The organism is Beggiatoa leptomitoformis (assembly GCF_001305575.3).
GTDB classification, from domain to species: Bacteria; Pseudomonadota; Gammaproteobacteria; order Beggiatoales; family Beggiatoaceae; genus Beggiatoa; species Beggiatoa leptomitoformis.
Genome location: NZ_CP012373.2, coordinates 238,175 through 257,009, shown reverse-complemented (window position 1 = coordinate 257,009; position 18,835 = coordinate 238,175). Strand labels below are relative to the sequence as shown.

Annotated in this window: 16 protein-coding genes; 6 read left to right on the top strand and 10 right to left on the bottom strand. The window is 40.0% G+C overall.

Going from position 1 to position 18,835, the window contains the following annotated elements; all coding sequences use genetic code 11:
- Nucleotides 1–7: 7 nt before the first annotated feature.
- From AL038_RS01110 to AL038_RS01085, 6 genes are all read left to right on the top strand, one after another.
- Nucleotides 8–1,906 carry a response regulator gene (locus tag AL038_RS01110; protein WP_083991381.1) on the top strand — a complete coding sequence of 633 codons (1,899 nt, stop codon included), beginning with the start codon at nucleotides 8–10 and terminating at the stop codon, nucleotides 1,904–1,906.
- Nucleotides 1,907–1,934: 28 nt separating this feature from the next.
- Entirely contained in the window at nucleotides 1,935–2,612 is a 678-nt protein-coding gene (gene ccmB, locus AL038_RS01105) for a heme exporter protein CcmB (protein ID WP_062147765.1), read from the top strand.
- A 412-nt stretch (nucleotides 2,613–3,024) separates the two neighbouring features.
- Nucleotides 3,025–3,633: a hypothetical protein gene (locus AL038_RS01100; RefSeq protein WP_145917037.1), complete on the top strand. Its 609-nt coding sequence runs from the start codon at nucleotides 3,025–3,027 to the stop codon at nucleotides 3,631–3,633.
- 15 nt (nucleotides 3,634–3,648) lie between these two features.
- On the top strand, nucleotides 3,649–4,242 hold the full coding sequence (locus AL038_RS01095) for a hypothetical protein (protein WP_145917036.1): 594 nt from the start codon (nucleotides 3,649–3,651) through the stop codon (nucleotides 4,240–4,242).
- Nucleotides 4,243–4,252: 10 nt separating this feature from the next.
- Complete coding sequence (locus AL038_RS01090; protein ID WP_062147756.1) at nucleotides 4,253–4,846, top strand: hypothetical protein; 594 nt, start codon at nucleotides 4,253–4,255, stop codon at nucleotides 4,844–4,846.
- Nucleotides 4,847–5,265: 419 nt separating this feature from the next.
- On the top strand, nucleotides 5,266–6,549 hold the full coding sequence (locus AL038_RS01085) for a dihydroorotase (RefSeq protein WP_201800116.1): 1,284 nt from the start codon (nucleotides 5,266–5,268) through the stop codon (nucleotides 6,547–6,549).
- A 72-nt stretch (nucleotides 6,550–6,621) separates the two neighbouring features.
- Here AL038_RS01085 and AL038_RS01080 read toward each other — a convergent pair whose 3' ends face one another.
- The 10 genes from AL038_RS01080 to AL038_RS01040 all read right to left on the bottom strand — a co-directional run bounded on the left by AL038_RS01080 (nucleotide 6,622) and on the right by AL038_RS01040 (nucleotide 18,802).
- Nucleotides 6,622–6,984 (bottom strand): dihydrofolate reductase family protein, encoded by a 363-nt coding sequence (locus AL038_RS01080; RefSeq protein WP_201800115.1) that lies wholly within the window; start codon nucleotides 6,982–6,984, stop codon nucleotides 6,622–6,624.
- A 38-nt stretch (nucleotides 6,985–7,022) separates the two neighbouring features.
- Nucleotides 7,023–7,154 (bottom strand): dihydrofolate reductase family protein, encoded by a 132-nt coding sequence (locus AL038_RS18705; RefSeq protein ID WP_272898032.1) that lies wholly within the window; start codon nucleotides 7,152–7,154, stop codon nucleotides 7,023–7,025.
- A 42-nt stretch (nucleotides 7,155–7,196) separates the two neighbouring features.
- Nucleotides 7,197–8,207 carry a lipopolysaccharide heptosyltransferase II gene (gene waaF / locus AL038_RS01075; protein ID WP_062147753.1) on the bottom strand — a complete coding sequence of 337 codons (1,011 nt, stop codon included), beginning with the start codon at nucleotides 8,205–8,207 and terminating at the stop codon, nucleotides 7,197–7,199.
- Between the two features lie 3 nt (nucleotides 8,208–8,210).
- Nucleotides 8,211–8,420: a zinc-finger domain-containing protein gene (locus AL038_RS01070; RefSeq protein WP_062147750.1), complete on the bottom strand. Its 210-nt coding sequence runs from the start codon at nucleotides 8,418–8,420 to the stop codon at nucleotides 8,211–8,213.
- A 32-nt stretch (nucleotides 8,421–8,452) separates the two neighbouring features.
- Nucleotides 8,453–9,376, bottom strand: a complete 924-nt coding sequence (locus tag AL038_RS01065; protein ID WP_062147746.1) for a branched-chain amino acid transaminase — start codon at nucleotides 9,374–9,376, stop codon at nucleotides 8,453–8,455.
- Nucleotides 9,377–9,513: 137 nt separating this feature from the next.
- A complete protein-coding gene (locus AL038_RS01060) occupies nucleotides 9,514–11,340 on the bottom strand; it encodes a GAF domain-containing protein (RefSeq protein ID WP_062147743.1) in 1,827 nt (608 codons plus the stop codon).
- A 219-nt stretch (nucleotides 11,341–11,559) separates the two neighbouring features.
- Nucleotides 11,560–12,192, bottom strand: coding sequence for a peptidoglycan L,D-endopeptidase MepK (gene mepK, locus AL038_RS01055; protein WP_062147740.1), 633 nt, complete (start codon nucleotides 12,190–12,192; stop codon nucleotides 11,560–11,562).
- 410 nt (nucleotides 12,193–12,602) lie between these two features.
- On the bottom strand, nucleotides 12,603–14,357 hold the full coding sequence (locus AL038_RS01050; protein WP_062147737.1) for a L,D-transpeptidase family protein: 1,755 nt from the start codon (nucleotides 14,355–14,357) through the stop codon (nucleotides 12,603–12,605).
- A gap of 221 nt (nucleotides 14,358–14,578) precedes the next feature.
- Complete coding sequence (locus tag AL038_RS01045; protein ID WP_062147734.1) at nucleotides 14,579–16,795, bottom strand: 3-hydroxybutyrate oligomer hydrolase family protein; 2,217 nt, start codon at nucleotides 16,793–16,795, stop codon at nucleotides 14,579–14,581.
- Nucleotides 16,796–17,053: 258 nt separating this feature from the next.
- Nucleotides 17,054–18,802 carry a putative bifunctional diguanylate cyclase/phosphodiesterase gene (locus tag AL038_RS01040; protein ID WP_062147730.1) on the bottom strand — a complete coding sequence of 583 codons (1,749 nt, stop codon included), beginning with the start codon at nucleotides 18,800–18,802 and terminating at the stop codon, nucleotides 17,054–17,056.
- Nucleotides 18,803–18,835 lie beyond the last annotated feature (33 nt).

The window sequence follows — 18,835 nt, the reverse complement described above, 5'->3', positions numbered from 1 at the left end:
TTAAATAATGCTAAAAATACCGTCGCAAAAACCACCCGCCTCTGAACACACCACGAGTCTGACCCCTATACATAAAGGGATGATTGTCTGTCTTATACTTTTGTTACTGATAATAGCGAATAGCTTTTTAGTATTGCAACACATTCAACGCGATTTTCAAGAATCCATTTCACAACAAACGATTCAACAAAAAAACCTTACTGCTTTATACCAAGCAATCCAACGGCGTTTTATTTATTTACAACAACTAGCCTTAATTAATAACCCCGCTACTCGCCAAAATATTTACTACCAACTCAAACAACAACAAGAAATTATTTTAGATAAGCAACAACAACTCACAGAATTACCCTTATTTTCTCAAGTACATCAACCATTAGAAGATATATCCCACATAAATACACAACTGATTGCACAATATCGACAATTTATAGATACAACACTCACCGATTTACCCTTTAATAAAGAACGTTTTTTAAGCGACAATATTTATCCTCTTGAAACACAATTGGAACAATACCTGACACAACTGATAGAAACGCAACAAAATAGCACCCCGCAAGCAATTAAAAATTCTGATTATCAATGGTTTATATGGATAGGTATTGGCGCAATATTCTGTACCTTACTCCTCTTTTTTACCTTAGGGATACTCATTGGACGCTATTTAAAAAACCTGCAAAAACAACTAAATTGGGTGAGTGAAACCGCAGAATCTGCAAATCAAGCGAAAACCAATTTTTTGACAAATATCAGCCATGAAATTCGTACACCACTCAACGCAGTTGTCGGTGTAACACATCTATTACGTAAAACAGAACTAACCCATAATCAACAAGAACTCATAGAAACAATTCAACGGAGCAGTCAGGAATTTTTACAGCTTATTGATAATATATTAGATTTTTCAAAAATAGACACGGGACAATTAACCTTAGAAGAAGAAGTATTTGAGCTGCAACAAGCCATAGATAAAATTCTACGCCGCATTGCGCCAAAAGCCCTTTCTAAAAATATTCAACTGACACTCATGTTAGATCGTAATGTCCCCTTAGCTGTTTTTGGCGACATGATTCGTTTTCAACAGATTCTCGGTCATCTAATGGATAATGCCGTTAAATTTACAGAAAAAGGCGAGATTATTCTCACCGTTACCCGTCACTTATTAAATGACAACAAAATCGAACTATTCTGCACGGTTAAAGATACAGGGGTTGGTATTCCCATAGAACAACTTGATAGCTTATTTAAATCATTCAGCCAATTAGATACCTCTGTTACCCGCCGTCATGGAGGAACAGGGCTAGGGCTTGCAATTTGTCAACAACTCTGTCAACTGATGGGCGGTACTATTTGGGTTGAAAGCCAAGTTAATCATGGTTCTAACTTCAGTTTTACTGTGACTTTTACCTTACCCCCTCATGTAGCAATAGAAGAAGCCCCTTTTTGTCCACCAACCACCTCCACCCCCCTACGTATTCTGGTTGTAGAAGATAATGAAACCAGCCGTAAAGTTGCCGCGTTACTATTTAACAGCATGGGCTATGAAGTTGATTTAGCAAATGATGGGCAAGAAGCCATCAAAGCGGTTAATCGTCACGTATATGATATTGTTTTTATGGATATTCAAATGCCAGAAATGGACGGTATTGAAGCAACCCGCCGTATTCATGAAGCATGGCCAATTGATCAACGTCCCTACATCATTGCAATGACGGCTCATGCGTTACGCGGTGACCGCGAAAAATGCTTGGCTGCGGGGATGAATGATTACATTGCAAAACCTGTACGCCCGCCTGAATTGCTTGCCGTTATTAACCGTTGGCAATCCTCACTAAATGCGCAAACACATAACAATCCATGGATTAAAATTGTCGTGACCGATACGATGGATAGTTTATCTTAAACAGCCCTTCTCAAAAAAATTAAAAATCATGTCACATCAATTTACTGCTTTCACCGTACTATTAAAACGGGATTTAATGCTTGCTTACCGGCATCGTGCTGAGTTAAGTAACCCACTGCTTTTTTTCTTAATTGTTGTAAGCCTATTTCCGCTAGGCATTTCACCAGACCCCAACGTATTACAAAATATTGCACCCGGTGTTATCTGGGTAGCGACCTTATTGGCGGCGATGTTATCACTGGATAATCTTTTTCGGTCTGATTTTGATGATGGTAGCTTAGAACAAATCGCCCTGAGTGCGCATAATTTACCCCTGCTTGTATTAGCAAAAACACTGGCGCATTGGCTGGTTACAGGATTGCCTTTATTGCTGGTTTCCCCATTATTAGGCATTTTTATGTTTTTACCGACAGAAGCTATAGGAATCTTGTTATTAACCCTACTGTTAGGAACACCTATTCTTAGTTTAGTTGGAGGAATTGGGGTTGCTCTAACAGTTGGTTTGCGACGCGGCGGCTTATTACTGTCTTTGTTAGTCTTACCTTTATTTATTCCTGTTCTCATCTTTGCCGCTAGTGCAGTGAACGCGGCGACCAGTGGCTTGCCTGTAACGGGACAACTCTACTTTTTAGGTGCATTACTCACCCTTGCACTTACCCTATCACCCTTTGCAATGGCTGCCGCGTTGCGAATCAGTTTAAATTAGACATTAATCAAAAATAGGTGACAGTGGGCAATGCCCCACTACCCTTAAATACACGAGAGAAACATTAATAAAAACAATTGTAAAAATCTTTACATTAAAAAATAATGTGTTACTATAATAGCTATAAAAATAAAAACATTATGTGCGTTATGACTATCCTCAACCTAAGATTAAGAGAGGTCTTTAATGAAATATTGTTTTGGTATTTGCCTGATGCTCACTGGTTTATTATAGTCATCTAGCAGTGGCTTCCTACACCTACAATGTCTTTTCTACTGTTCCAGGTAGTAACGCAATGTATGGGACATATACATACAGTTTTGATATAAACAACCCCATAAGACTACGCATACTTACCCATAGCTTTTCAGAGGCCGCCTATACGAACGCAGGCACTGCAATAATTAACGCGGTGAGTGCCTCAACATCCCCGTCAGTGACTGTGCAATTTCAAATTGATTCTATTACGAATCTAGCCCCACCTTATAACAATACAGTCATCTTTTATGAAATGAATACGGGGGAAAGCCAGTATTCAGCGGCGGCAATGGGTATCAATGCGATTGGTCAGACATGTTTTAACAATGTAACGCTAACACCAGATGTAACCTACTCCTATTTTGTTTCTGTACAGCTTGCAAACAATATCCAGCCATCTCAAAATTGTGAATATCAAACAATTAGTAGTGGATTAGTTATGTTCAATACAATAGCTTGGAATAGTATTTTCAGTGCTGGTGGTTCAAGAGACCCACAAAATTTTGGTTATCCCCGCGTTCAAAATAGTTCTTTATTATGGTTGCCACCTTTACCCGAACAGACACATTGGATTTTGCATGAATTTACCCACTTATTGGGATTGGGTCATATTCTGCGAGATAAATATGGTGTGTTTCTTCTCCCTACTCCAGATTCGTGTGCTTCCGTGATGACGGACACGCTTTTTGGTAATTGTTCATCACTTCCAGCCCCTACGAATTACACGGCAGATGACCTGAATTTATTAAATAAACTCTATTAAGCAGAGGCTATCATTATGAAGAAGAACAAATATCTCGTATTGCTACTGGTAGGCTTGTATATCGTATTGATGAGCAATATCACGGCGGCAACGGTGGAGTTTAACTATCCTAACTCATTAGAAGAGTTAGTAAATACTTCTGATATTATTGTCGTTGGCAAGTTGCAAAAAGTGCTTTCTAACAAAAAGTTCTATGGCTACCAAGAAAGTGCTGCAGAACTGGAGAGAGTTGCGCAACAAACTTCATTGCCATTAGAGCTTTTCAGAACAGAACTGTTCGTAAAAGTTGACCGATTACTAAAAACAGACAAAACAGTTGACAGTGAAAACCTAATTGTCGGGTTAATTACCCCAGAAATCACAACCGATTTAAATTCGTTAAATGCAAGCATGGAACGAAATGCAGACAACATTGAAACACAAATATTCTTTCTGCGTAAGAACCCTGATGCAACCTATGGATTTAATACGGCTATGGGTGCTTTACATCTTGACAAGGCACAAGAGAAAGTCCTTTTAAAAGTTCAAGATAAGGTATTGTTACCATTTGGTTTAGATATTCGCTTGGGCGATTTTGAAAGTCTGATTAAATCTTTAATCAAGGACTAAGAGGAATATTATGCGTTACTATCACCACTTTTTTACGGTACTACTGACACTCCTGTTTAGTCTATCGATGGTTGCTCATGCAGAAACCGTCGTTGAAGAGGGACAGGCTACCACGACTGAAGCGACAACGATATCACCAAGTGGTTTGTTTTCAGGTGTTTATATACGAGATGATTTTCGTTATAAAGATGCTCCCATCACATATCTTTCCGTCCATGTTAACGGTAGTAGTGTGATGATAATTGATGTTAACCAGCACTTACACTTTTTAAGAAATGTGGGGTATATCACTCAGCAAGAGTATGAAAACAACATTCAGGTTTCTGCTGAAGATAGAGTTTTTTATGGACAGCATTATGGCATTCATCCTGTAGAACCGACGACTGATAATAATCCATTTAAAACTCTCCATTATGTTTATGCTCCTGGCATGGATCCGTTACTTCTTTCTAAGCCTGATGATACATGGTGGGTACCTTTTTTTCGAGCTACTTTTAGAGCATTGGAAAATAAATCCACTGGTGAAAAGAAATATACGATGGGGTTAGATCGAGATGTTGGAGGTATCTACTTCGACTATGGCAATTTCACCAAAATCTTTTAGTTTTTCCCCTTGTTCCCACTGCCTCGGTGGGAACAAGGGAAACGGTGTAATACCCTGACAGGCAAAACAACATACCCACGAAGTCAGCCAACTCAACAGCCGTGAATACGAAATATTAGTAACCAATCAGTCGCTATTCCATCTAAGAATTTGCCCAATGCTACTTAAAAACCCAGCTTAACCGTAGAATTGGTGCGCCAAAGCTCCCCTGCTTGCGTTTTCTCTATCATCTTGAAGTCAAAGGTACAAATAAAATTAGACCGCAAAAAAATTAAGCACGCGCTTGAACGATTACTTGAGTTTTTTAACTTTAGTAATTCAGTAAATTCTGGTTCAGACAGGCTTTAATAAAGACGCTTACGCCTGAAAAAAACAAAACTGTTAAAATAGCGGGAAATTCAGGCGAGGAATATAACAACATGACAATGAAATTCAGTCTTAAAGGCGGGCGCGTTATTGACCCTGCAACGCAACTTGACCAAGTTATTGATATACATATTGCTAATAAAAAAATTATTGCTATCGGTGATGCACCCGCGCATTTTTCTGCCGATTGGGATATTGATGTCAGTCATCATATAGTTTGTCCCGGACTGATAGATTTAAGTGTGCGTTTACGCGAACCCGGTGCAGAACATAAAGGCACAATTATCAGTGAAACCCGTGCTGCTGCGTGTAATGGTATTACAACGTTATGTTGTCCGCCTGATACAAATCCTGTCATCGACACGCCCGCTGTTGCAGAATTATTGCAAAAACGGGCAGAAGAGGCGGGCATGACAAAAGTATTACCACTAGCAGCACTGACACAAGGGTTAGCAGGACAACATCTTGCCAGTATGGGCGATTTAAAAGAGGCGGGGTGTATTGGTGTTAGTAATGCAACGTCTCCGATTGAAAATACAGAGGTTTTACGCCATGCAATGGAATACGCCGCCAATGTGGATATGACGATTTTTCTCCATGCGCAAGATGCGTGGTTAGGGCGGGCGGGTTGTGTGCATGAGGGTGCATATAGTGTGCGTTTAGGATTGGCGGGTATTCCTGAAGAATCTGAAGTTATTGATGTTGCACGTAATTTATTATTGATTGAATTAACAGGTGTAAAAGCACATTTTTGTCGTTTAACCAGTGGACGTTCTGTTGCGATGATTGCAGATGCCCGCTCACGTGGTTTGCCTGTCACTGCGGATGTGAGCGCGCATCATTTGTTTTTGACCGATTTGGATATAGGGGAATATAACAGTCAGTGTCATGTTCATCCGCCATTACGTTCTGAGCGTGACAAAATCGGTTTGCGCCAAGGGTTGTTAAATGGTGCGATTCAGGCGGTTTGTTCTGACCATCAACCACATGAGGCTGACGCAAAATTAACGCCCTTTGCACTGACAGCGGCAGGTATTTCAGGGCTTGATAGTTTATTACCACTTTGTTTGCAATTAGCGACGGAATTAAAAGTGGATTTATCCACTATGTTGAGTTGGCTAACAACACAACCTGCACATATTTTGGGTATTTCTGCGGGTTCGTTGGCAATAAACAGTCCTGCGGATATTTGTGTGATTAATCCGCATTTAGAATGGACATTAACTGAGGATACGATGCAAAGTATCGGACGTAATTCGCCATTTTTGGGCTGGACATTCATGGGGAAAGTTGTGCATACGGTTATTGATGGCCGTTTAGTAAGTACCGTTTGTTAAGTTGTCATTTTCCATTCGTTTGTTCTCGTTCTCACTGAGATGGTGAGAACGAGAAAAATTATTCGTCCGTCGTCAGCGATTGGTGCATGTGTAGTGGAGTTGTACCAGTCCTTTCTCAAATTGTTTTGTAGAAATAAGTTCTAATTTTTGTTCTGGTCGCCCGTCTTTAAAAAGTTTCGTACCATTACCTACCAAAATCGGAATGAGGGAAATGATAAACTCATCTATCAGATTTTCCTTTAAAAGTTCGTTTACAAGTTCAGCACCACCATCAATAAAAATGTTTTTTCCAGATTCACTTTTTAACTTTATAATCAGGTCTTTCAGTTGCCCTGTATAAAAAGTTGTTTTGCCAATAGTCGGTTTTGCTGTCCGTGTTAGGATGAAAGTATGTTTATCGGCGTGAGGAAATTCGTAACCTGAGTCATTATCCATTCATACGTTTTTCTGCCAAGCAAGACGGTATCTACTGATTACACAAAATCCGCATATCCATAATCTTCATTGTCTTGTTGGACGATGGATAAAAAACTTAAATCATCATTTGGTTTAGCTATATAGCCATCTAAACTTGTTGCAATATAGAGGATTACTTTTCTGTTCATTGTCATCTAGTTGGTTATTTAATAAGGTTTTTTCTTTGCTTATTATAAAGTTGCACGTAAAATTTGAATGACACGCTCAGGTTTTAAATCTTGTAAACAGCGGGTGTCTCCTAGAGGACAAACTCTTTTAAAACAGGGGCTACAAGGTAATCCTAAATATAAAATTTGGGCGGCGGGGTGTAATGGCGGGGTCATGTTGGGGTCTGATGAGCCATAGAGGGCAATCAAGGGCTTATCTAACGCTGCCGCGACGTGCATTAAACCTGAGTCGTTACTGATAACGGTATCGGCTAACGCCATAATGTCCACAGCTTCGGCTAGATTGGTTAAGCCACATAAATTTTTGCAGTTATCTGACTTTAGCGTATTGATTATTTCTTGACCAATAGGTGCGTCTTTTTGTGACCCTAACAGCCAAACTTGTCCCCCTTGTTGGATAAAATAATCTGCAATATCTGCAAAATAGGTGGGTGGCCAGCGTTTAGCAATACCATATTCTGCACCGGGACAAAGCACTAATAGTGGTGCATGTTTGGTTAGACCTAAGCGGTGCAAAACGGTATTTGCAGGGTGGGGATATAGTTGTGGGCGGGGGTATGTTGTAACGGGGGTATTAGCAGGTAATGCTAAAGCGATAAATTGTTCAACTGTTTTAGGATATTGTCGTTTATCTTTGCGGCGGGCATCTGTCAATATTCCGTATCGCCATTCGCCTAAAAAACCAATACGTTGCGGTATCTTTGCCCAAAAGGGAATTAAGGCAGATTTCCATGAGTTAGGTAATATGATGGCGCGTTGATAGTGTCCGTTTAGTGCGCGCCCTAATTGACGACGCGCCCGCCATGCAAATTGTCCGTGTGCAATATCATGTTCTATAACGGTTCGTACTTCTGGCATACGTTGTAATAAGCCTGCACTCCAGCGGGGGGTAAGAACATCTATTGCGCTAGTGGGGGCTTGTGTATGGAGTAGTTTGAATAGGCTTTGTGCCATCACCATATCGCCGACCCATGAGGGGGCGACGATGAGGGTAGCGGATGTTGATTCGGACATTATTTAGTGGTGTGCGTGTTTTTCCCCAACATAGACGAATACCGCACCACAGTAGGGGCATTTGGCTTTTCCTGAGTCTGTAACGGGTAAGAATACGCGCGGGTGGGAATTCCACAAGCTCATGGCTGGTGTGGGGCAGTGTAACGGTAAGTCTTTTTCTGTGACTTGGTATTCATTTTTATCGTTGGGCGTTGCATCGGCATGACGACTCATAAAGCACAATCCTTTTGGTAAAAAATTAGCCATTATTGAACGGGAGTTAACCATTCTTGGTGTTGCCCATGACGACCATGAACGACATCAAAGAATAATTTTTGTAATTTTTCGGTGATAACGCCACGCTTGCCTGTTCCAATAGGGCGGTTATCTAATTCTCGAATTGGGGTAACTTCTGCCGCAGTTCCTGTGAAAAAGGCTTCGTCAGCAATATATATTTCGTCACGGGTGATGGGTTTTTCTTTGATGGTTAAGCCCAATTCGTTTGCTAAGGTAAAGATTGTATCGCGGGTGATGCCGTTTAACGCAGATGTTAAATCGGGGGTGTAAATAATGCCATCACGCACGACAAAGATATTTTCGCCACTGCCTTCAGCAACATAACCTTGTGCATCTAGTAGCAGTGCTTCATCGTAACCACAGCTTAATGCTTCTTGTAATGCTAGCATAGAATTCATGTAGTTACCGACGGCTTTTGCACGACACATGGTCACGTTAATGTGATGACGGGTATAAGAGGAGGTGCGAATGCGAATGCCCTTTTCCATCCCATCTGTGCCTAAATATGCACCCCATGTCCATGCAGCAATGGCAATATGAACTTTTAGATTATCCGCGCGTAATCCCATACCTTCAGAGCCATAGAAACAAAGGGGGCGAATGTAGGCAGATTCTAATTTATTTTCGCGCACAACATCAATAATGGCTTGATTAATCGTCGCTTGTTCGTAGGTCATGGGCATAGCGAGGATGTGTGCCGATTCGAATAAACGGCGGGTATGTTCTTTTAAACGAAATATGGCGGTGCCTTGTTCGGTTTTGTAAGCACGAATGCCTTCAAATACGCCCATACCATAGTGTAGGGTATGCGTTAAAACATGGACTTGTGCATCGCGCCAAGGGACTAATTGACCATCAAACCAGATGACTCCATCACGGTCAGCCATCGACATGAGTAATTCTCCTCGTTATTTTTTAAGACAGGATGGTGAAATCTGTTCATTTTACGCTATGTCAAGCAGAAATCCTATGTCTTACGTTGTGTAGAATGGGGATGTTTAGCTGGTGTGTTGACGAGGTTTTGTAGTAGTTAGATTTTTGATAAATCGCGCATTTTTTGGTTAGTATCGGTGGTGTTTAATGCGATACCGATGCTAGGAATAACTTGTTTTAAAAATTCGACATGGTCGTTGTTGAGAATTTTGAATGTTCCTAGTTCAACAATACCTTTTAATTCATTTTCGTACAAAATAGGAAAAACCAGTAAAACGCGGGGGGTTGTATTGCCTAATCCTGAGCGAATTATCATGTAATCTTCGGGTATGTCCGTCATGATAATCGGGCGACATTCTAAGGCGACTTGTCCGATAATACCTTCGCCTAAAATAAATTCATTAGCAATGGTTTTACGTTGGTTGTAGGCGTAGCTAGCAAGGAGTTTTAGGGTGGTTGGTTGTTTAGCGGGTATGACTCCGTAAAGTGTTCCTACTTGCATTTCTAAATAGCGTGTTAGAAATACGATTACTTTTTTTGCAAGCATGTATTTGTCTTGTTCGCCACTCATACATTCGTTTAAACGGGTTTGTCCTGTTTTTAGCCAGTCTTGTAATCTATTTTTTTCATTAGCTTGATGTAACATAGCGGTCATATTAGACAAGGCTAAACCCAGTTGGTCATTATCAGACAGGAGTTCTATTTGGCGGTGATAATCGCCTATCGCAATGGCATTGGTTTGTTGAATTATACGGTATAAACCTGTTTGTAATCGTCTGGTTGCATCTAGTAGCTCACTGATTTCATCTTGACTTGTGTATTGATAATCTTGTTTTTGGTTAAGTTGTCCTTGTGCTAGGTGTTGCAGATAAATATTGAGTTGTTGTAGTGGCTTGGTTAAGCGTCGTGTTAGTGGTATTAAGATGAGCATCGTCCCAATAATAATAGTCACGCCTAACGCGATGATGGAGCGGGTTACATAGTGTTCAGTTGCCATTAGACGACTTTCAGGAATGTCTATTGTAATAAGCCATGATGTATTGCTAAACCCAATCCGAAAAGGCATACCATAGGTAAGAAAAGTGTGTTGTCCTAGTGTCCGCTGACTAAAGAAGCTTTGGGCTTTAGAAATACCCGTTAGAATTTGTTCGTCATAGTACAAGGCGTTTGCAGGTTGTCCAATGTGGGTTTTATCATGGCTGATGGCAATTGTTCCATCTTCAGCATAGACCTCTAGTAAAGTATCTGTTGCATCAGTCAAATGTACAGTTGCGATATAGTTTAGGCTGGATACTAATAAATCAGCACCTGCTACACCAATAAACCTTTTTTGCTTATCAAACAAAGGGACAAGAAAAGAAATCAGTGATACATCTTGGTTTTTTACTGTGGTTAAATAAGGGCTTAAGATTTCTTCTTGTTCCGTACTTTTGAGCGTTTGATATGCGTCGAGCAATCTGTTTTTAGCGAATTCAACCGTTCCTACGCCCATTTGGGTACGTGTCCAATAAGGTGCAAATCGTCCTGTTGTGTCATATTGTTCTGTGTTTTTATAAGTAGAATCTAATCCATCAAAAGCATTTGGCTCAAAGATGAGATAGACCGCGAAGATGGTCGGATTTTTTTCAATGTAGTTCTTAAGTTGGGTATTTAATACTTGACGTGTAACAACGACCTCTGTCGGATTTGCCGTTATTTCAACCAGACGAGCAATGGCTCTTACTTCGCTGAGAGGGGTTTCTAATTCTGCTTTAACAAACGTTGCATATTGGTAGGTAATTGCTTCGAGATATTGTTGTGTGTGTTGTATTACACTTGTTTGAAATTGTTGTTGAATAAATAATAAAATTAATACAACGCCTAACGTAACCAGTGTTAGCGTGGGTAGGATGAGTTTGCTAGCGATTTTCAGTTGACGGAACATGATAAGTTAAATACGAAAATCGCTCCGTAAGAAGAAACAAGGTAATGAAATTGAAAAATAGGGTAGCACGTATAAATCCATAGATACGCTTTGCTAACCTAGTTTTCAAGGTTAAATCATTTCCGCAAATTGATAATTGAAAATCCTGACTTTCAATTGTCAATTTAATGGTACAGCCATACGATTATCTGAAATAAAAGCACAAATAAGGAATAATCCCTATTCTTTCTTACCCCATGAGCGCACATTTCCTACGTCAACATGTACAAAATTAGACCCTGAGTAATATCCGACTCCTCCACGTTGCATAAGAACGGCCGTTTGATAAATTTGGTCAATACTTTTGTCGGGCAGACGAATATCAGCCGCTTTACCAATCATGTGTAAGCTGTTCTTTGCAACACCGGAGTTTTTCCGTTTGCCACGCAACATTGCATTCGTGTCTGGCGAGCGGAAACCAGAAATCAATTGTAGGGGTTCGGGGGTTGAAAGTACCTGTTGTAGGTCATAGAACAGGTCTAACAAGTTAGGGTCTATGACATGCACTTCATCCGTGCGATGGTCACGAAATAATTGGTTAATACGGTCTAAAGCAGATTTAACATAAGAACCATTTGACCAGTAAACCAATTCTAACTCTTCGTTAGTGTTGAGGTTAGAAAATGCGAGTTTTTTGTTTTTAACGACTAGTGGTTGTGCTTTATCCCAAATGGCATTAAAAGTATCCACGTCAGATGTTTTGTGTTTATCTTGGCTGGCATAAACGAAATTGGGTAAGGTTAGCAGACCTGTTCCTGCTATGAGAGTGTTATATAAAAATTGACGGCGCGTCGTTTTTTTACTAAACGTCATATATTAGTTTCCCCTTTAGTCGCTAAAAATTGGCACGCAAAGTACCTCGACTATGTTATCTGTCGTGTGTAACCGTAATTCTTGACTAAACGTCAAAAAATGACGTATTATATTCAGCAATAATTGCCGTGATAGATGTATCTATTCGTCCAACCATTAGTTAGCTGAACAATAGATACTCGAAGACAAGTGATATATCAACCAATAAATTCTCATCTAATTCCCTTACTGTTTATAGCAAGGGTTTGAGTAAGGAAATTTACTGATTGTTTTTATCACGTTGACACAAACAAATCATATAGCATTGGTCAGTACCTTTGCTATATGATTGTCAATTCATCTCGCCTTCCTTGCGACGCAATACCGCTCATCCTAATACAACCGCTTTTATTTGTACAATGACAGTCTGGTTACTTTTTTGCAACCAGTTGTAATTTCGTCAATGCTTGTTGTACTCGCGTATCATGTTGGTAAATATCTTCACGGAATTGCATCGCCCCTTCGTCATCAATCCATGCTGTCCAATACATTAAATAAACAGGTAGCGGTTTATCCAAATTAACAATCCGATGTTTTCCCGTTTGAATTGCCTTTTGAATACTTTCTTTATTCCATGTTGTATTACCCAACACATATTCTGCAAGGCTTAAAGGTTGTTCAACACGAATACATCCTGAACTTAATGCACGGTCAGGACGACTAAACAAACTCCGTTTCGGTGTGTCATGGAGATAAATCGAAAAGCGATTAGGAAACATAAATTTAATCTTACCTAAAGCATTTCCATCTCCCGGATTTTGTCGCAATTGATAAGGGAAATTAGACGAGCTAACTTGTGACCAGTCTATGGACTGTCCATTTAATTCTGTTCCCTTTACAAAAACCCGCATACCTTGACGCGATAAATAAGAGGAGTCTTTGCGCAATTTTGGCAAAATATCTTTTACAGCAATACTATAAGGAACACCCCAATGCGGATTTAACACCAAATAAGTCATGTTTTCAGTAAAAATAGGCGTATTGCGATCTATTCGTCCAACCATGACTTTCATATCATAAACAGGTTTACCTTGATCATACGCGGTTAATTTATAGTCTGGAATATTCACAGAAATATAGCGTTCACCAAAGTTACGTGGAACCCAACGCCAGCGTTCCATATTTAACTTAATCTGTTCAATACGTTCTGTCAGTGACACATTAAGCACTTTGCGCGTCGTATCGCCTAACACACCATCATCTACCAAACCATGACGCGCTTGAAAATATTTTAGGGCAGTTACTAACTTAGTGTCATACAACTCTTCATTAGTCACTTTTACGTCATCCGCTAATTCACCACTAAAACGTAACCGTTGTCGTAATAGCTTAATTTGTGGGTTACTCTCACCCGGTTGAATTTTTTTACCCATCGGTAAATTAATCCAATCCCCTGCTGTCTTTAAATAATCGTCATATACTTTTAACGCAGTGCGTAAACGTGTGTATTCAACATGCGGCGGAGGTAAGGTTGCTAAAAACTGCGCCATTGGTTGTTGTGCGGCTAATGCCGTTTCTAATTCCCCAATAGCATCCCATGCAACAGTCGGAGCAATATACCATTCCCGATTAACTGTTATGGGATTAATCCGCCCATCATGTACCTGTGTGCCATACAATAAAAAAGCCTCACTACACAACAACTCTAATTCCGCAATGTTTTCTAAGGTCTGAGGATATTGTGCAACCAAAGCCTGCAATAATGATACCGAATAAGTTTCAGGATTTAAGCCCTCTAATTCGGCTTGTGCCAACGTCTTTAATAAAGCTGTTCCATTTGCTGTAAGTGCTTGAGTATCTGTCCAAATGGGGCTGTAAGCACGACGATCATAAAGCTGTTTTTGCTGCATTTGGGTTTGCAGCGTCTTACTGATGGTTTGCACAGTAATAACAGATGACTGATTTAAACGCTGAAATATCTTCTCCGCTAAGGGAGTTTCTGGTCGCGAAGGAACAAACTCAGGTACAACAGGCGGAGACTCTTGCACAGGTTCAACAATGGGTATCGTCATGGCGGGCGTGTCCACAGACTCCATTGCATAACCTGCCGTCATTCCCATCCACAAAAATAAGCTGAGATGCCCTGCGGCTAACAAAGATGAACGAAAACGGAAAACAGTTTGCATAATTAATAACCTGATTCTTAAGGGCAATAACGGGTATATAAAACCCTTTTATATGTTACTCTCAATATAACGTAAATAACTTATATAAATTCTAGTAACGCATATAAAACAAGACAAATTCACCAGATGTTTTTTCTCATATCAAGTAAACATCAAGCATAATTTTTTAAAATAAAACTACACTTGCGGACAATTAAGCACTTCCATCACGCCGTAAAAGACTACAAATCACCAGCGCAATCAGGAATATTAAGTGTTTGTCCATCAAAGGTAATTTGACAATCAACAATCCCATTATCCATTTTGGGGAGATTGCTTGCGGTAATTTTATTACCTGTTGTACTGGGTAGCGTTGTTGGAATAACTTGGCTTTGAGGCAATAACGCCCGATTGTGCAAATACCCATAAAGTCGATCTAGTCCGTTATTAAAATAATACAATAAGGGAATCTGCGTATTTAGCTCATAATCTTCATTAAAAGCATCAAAGTGATTGGCATTAGTTACTTCAACATAAACTAAATGGCTGTTATCCCCTTCAACCTGTTTATTCAATCCATAATAAGAACGGGATGTAAAATTAACATGTGCTAAGGCATCATCTTGACCATGCACAATAATGGCGGGTTTGCCTCGTAAATTGCCACTGACAATCGTTTCACGTAATCCTTGCTGCACACGATTTGCATTATTTAGTGCAGTTCCTGTTAAAGCAGTTCCTTCGCTGGCTAAAACGCCTGTTGTCCCTGTGAATAAGCGACGTAAACACAACGCACCCTGCAAATACTCATCAGAAACACCATTCAGATTAATCGTTTCACGGTAAGGAATACCTTTGCCATTATTACCAAAATTATTCACCAATTCCGTGCCACTGCTAGGAGGAAAACCACTACTTGTTTGATAATCATCCGCTAAATCTACCGAAAATTTTGCCCGAACCACACCCGTATCAGGGTTTGTACCTGCATAACTATAATCACACAGGTTTTCTGTGACACTAAAACGACCGTAAGCATTGGCATATAACACAGATAAGCCTGCATAAACAGAAGAATCCCAATAAATATCACTGATAGCACTGGCACTGGCTAAAATGCCATAATCGATTAACCGCTGACGGGCTTCGGCGATTTGTGCATTCAACGTCGTGCTACTTAATAATCCCTCTGCAAATAACGCACTACAACGCCCACGTACCCCAGCAACCGATGTATTCACGCTTGCGCAAGGTTGATAAATATTCTGATATGTCAATACATCAAACAAACTTCTACCGTGTGTACTATTGAAGTAACTGATTCTACCGTGTTTAATCGTAAAGCCATTAGCATTTACTAATTTTTTTGGACTCATTGCGGGTGACATAACAACAACACCATCAATTAATCCATCGGTATCCTGCTCCGCCGCTTGTAGAACTGCAGCCCCGCCCATTGAAGTACCTGCTGCAATAATTAAGGTGTTATCTGCGGTAAGACTGCTACCTGCTGTACTACTGCCATAATTTTCCTCAAGATTTAAAACATACAAGGCAAATTCAATGGCATTTAATATATTCGTTCCCCATTGCGCTTCGGGGTTTTTTTGTGAATGCGCCGCTTTATAAGCAATACGGAAAGGCGATGCGGAACTATAAGCGGCTAAATCCAATTGTTCAGACCCTTTTGCTACAAAATTGGGTTTAGTTTTTATATCGCTTACTGATTCATTAGCTAAGCGTCGAACACCATCTACTAAAAACACGGTATTGGTATTCAAATCATGCTCGCCAACCCCTGCCCCTTTATCCGTATAAACGACCGCACAATTGTTTTTCAATCCCCATTCGCCCGCTAAACCAACAGCACTATAAATGCCACGAAAAGTGGGCGAAGCCGTTGCAATAATACAAGGGTCTTTAACCTGAAAAGTAGTGGGAATATGCACCATTAAACTAACATTTTTTCCTTCACTATCATCTATATACACTAAGTATTCTTTACCCGCAACCGTACCATCCTCACTACTGGGTGTTGCAAACGCAGTCGGAACGGTTGCACCGTATAAGGTGCCATAACCTGAGGTTGTGCGCATATCATGCGTGGCTTGATATTGACGAACAATCGTATCCCGTCGAACTTCTGTTGCCGTAGGATTGACAGTATCTGTGACAGCAAGCGGATTTCTATTGCGTAATCCTGACACCCCCACGCCTGCGGTTAATAAATCGTCACTAAAACCATCATACGTTTTAAGAATTAACTTGCTTTCTTCTGTTGGGGAGGGAGTTGTTGTGGAACTACCACTATCACCACCACCGCCACCCAAACTTGCAATTCCTGCCGCTGCTGCTAAGCCCAATATCACGCCAAGAGTAGCATTACCATCAACACAACCACTTAATAAGGCTAGAGATAGTAATAGAGCTGTTGGTTTTAATAACAATAATTTACGCATGAGATTATCTGAATGTGTCGTGTCAGGCAGAATGGGGTCGATATATAATTGACCATGAATTAAGGCGGTTTATATGTGGATATAAAAAGCTACAAAGAAATAAAAAACCCGCAATCTAGCGGGTCTTAATTGCAGAAATATTAACACTATTTTATCTAAATTGTCATGATTATCTCTAACTCTTTTTGTGATAATTGACGCAACGGTAATGTGAATAAACTAACAACAAATATGAATTTTTAACCAATAGATGTTAAATCATGACCGTGTAGAAATAGTTTGAAAAATACTGCCACCTGTGAGGATTTTTTCAATCTGTTTGGCAGGAACAGGAGGGCTAAATAAATAACCTTGTGCCATTTCGCATTTATGAAAATGTAAAAAAGCGAGTTGTTCCACTTCTTCCACGCCTTCAGCAATAATTGATAAATTCAGACTATGTGCCATAGCGATAATTGCCGTTGTAATCGCGGCATCATCCTTATCTACGCAAATATCTTTGATAAAAGAACGGTCTATTTTTAATGTATTCACTGGAAAACGTTTTAAATAATTTAATGCCGAGTAACCCGTTCCAAAATCATCAATCGCAATTTTTACACCCATTTCTTGTAATTCTTTAAGCATTTTATAGCAGTTGCGCACACTGTCATCACCAATAAATAAACTTTCCGTCACTTCTACTTCTAATAATTCGGCTGGGAAACGGGTATATTCCAAAATTTCTTTAATTTTAGCCAATAAACCAGGTTGTTGAAATTGCCGACTGGAAATATTGACGGCAATACGCACAGGGGGTAAGCCTTGCTCTAACCACTCTTTTCCCTGTTTACAAGCTGTCTGTAATACCCACTCACCAATCGGTACGATTAAACCCATTTCTTCGGCAATGGGGATAAATCTATCAGGTGATATCATTCCACCCAATGTAGTATTTTCCCAACGCAATAAAGCTTCTAACCCTGCAACTCGTTTACTTATCAATTCAATTTGCGGTTGATAATATAAACATAATTCCTCACGTTCTAACACCTTACGCAATTGATTTTCAAAAACTAAGCGTTTTACCGCCGCTTCGTTCATTTCTATTTTAAAAAACTGATAATTATTTTTACCCTGTAGCTTTGCCCGCGACATTGCAATATTGGCATTACGGAGTAAATTTTGTGTATCTTCACCATCACTGGGGTAAATACTAATCCCAACACTTGCAGTGATAACAATTTCATGTTGTTTAGCCAATGAAATGGGCTGACGAATCGACTCTAATAAATCTTGTGCAACATGGCTGGCTTCTTTGATGGCGTTTTGTGTGGTTTGTAATATCAGTAGAAATTCATCCCCTGCCATTCGGGCGGTAATCGTGCCTTTTGGTAGGGATAAGTGACGTAAACGATGGGCAATTTCTTTTAACAGTAGGTCACCAAAATTATGCCCTAAAGATTCGTTGATGATTTGCACGCCATCCAAATCTAAGGACATTAGTGCAAACGTTGTTTTGCTATGACTTGCATTTTCAATGGATTGGCGAAGATGTTCGAGAACTAAATTGCGATTCGGTAATCCCGTTAAAACATCATAATTGGCTAAATAAACCAGTTGTTCTTCGGTTTCTATCAGACGACGATAACGATTTAAACGGGTAATTGTTCGCACCCGTGCGCGTAATTCTGCACGGTCAAACGGTTTACTCATAAAATCATCAGCACCTACTTCAAGACCCCGTAAACGCGATTCTCGGTCGTCTAGTGCCGTAATCATCACAATGGGCAACTCTGCAAGTTTTGGGTTGGTACGTAACCGTTGACACACCTCAAAACCATCCATACCGGGCATCATGACATCTAACAACATCAAGTCTGGAATAATCTCTTCCGCTTTACGTAAAGACTCCTCACCGCTTTCTGCAAAAATGAGGTTATAACCTTCTGATTCTAAAAGCACTTCAACGGTGTAGCGTGAAACGATTTCATCATCAACAATGAGTACTGTGCTTTTATCCGCCATAATGAACGCAAATAGTGAAAAATAAGAGGGCGT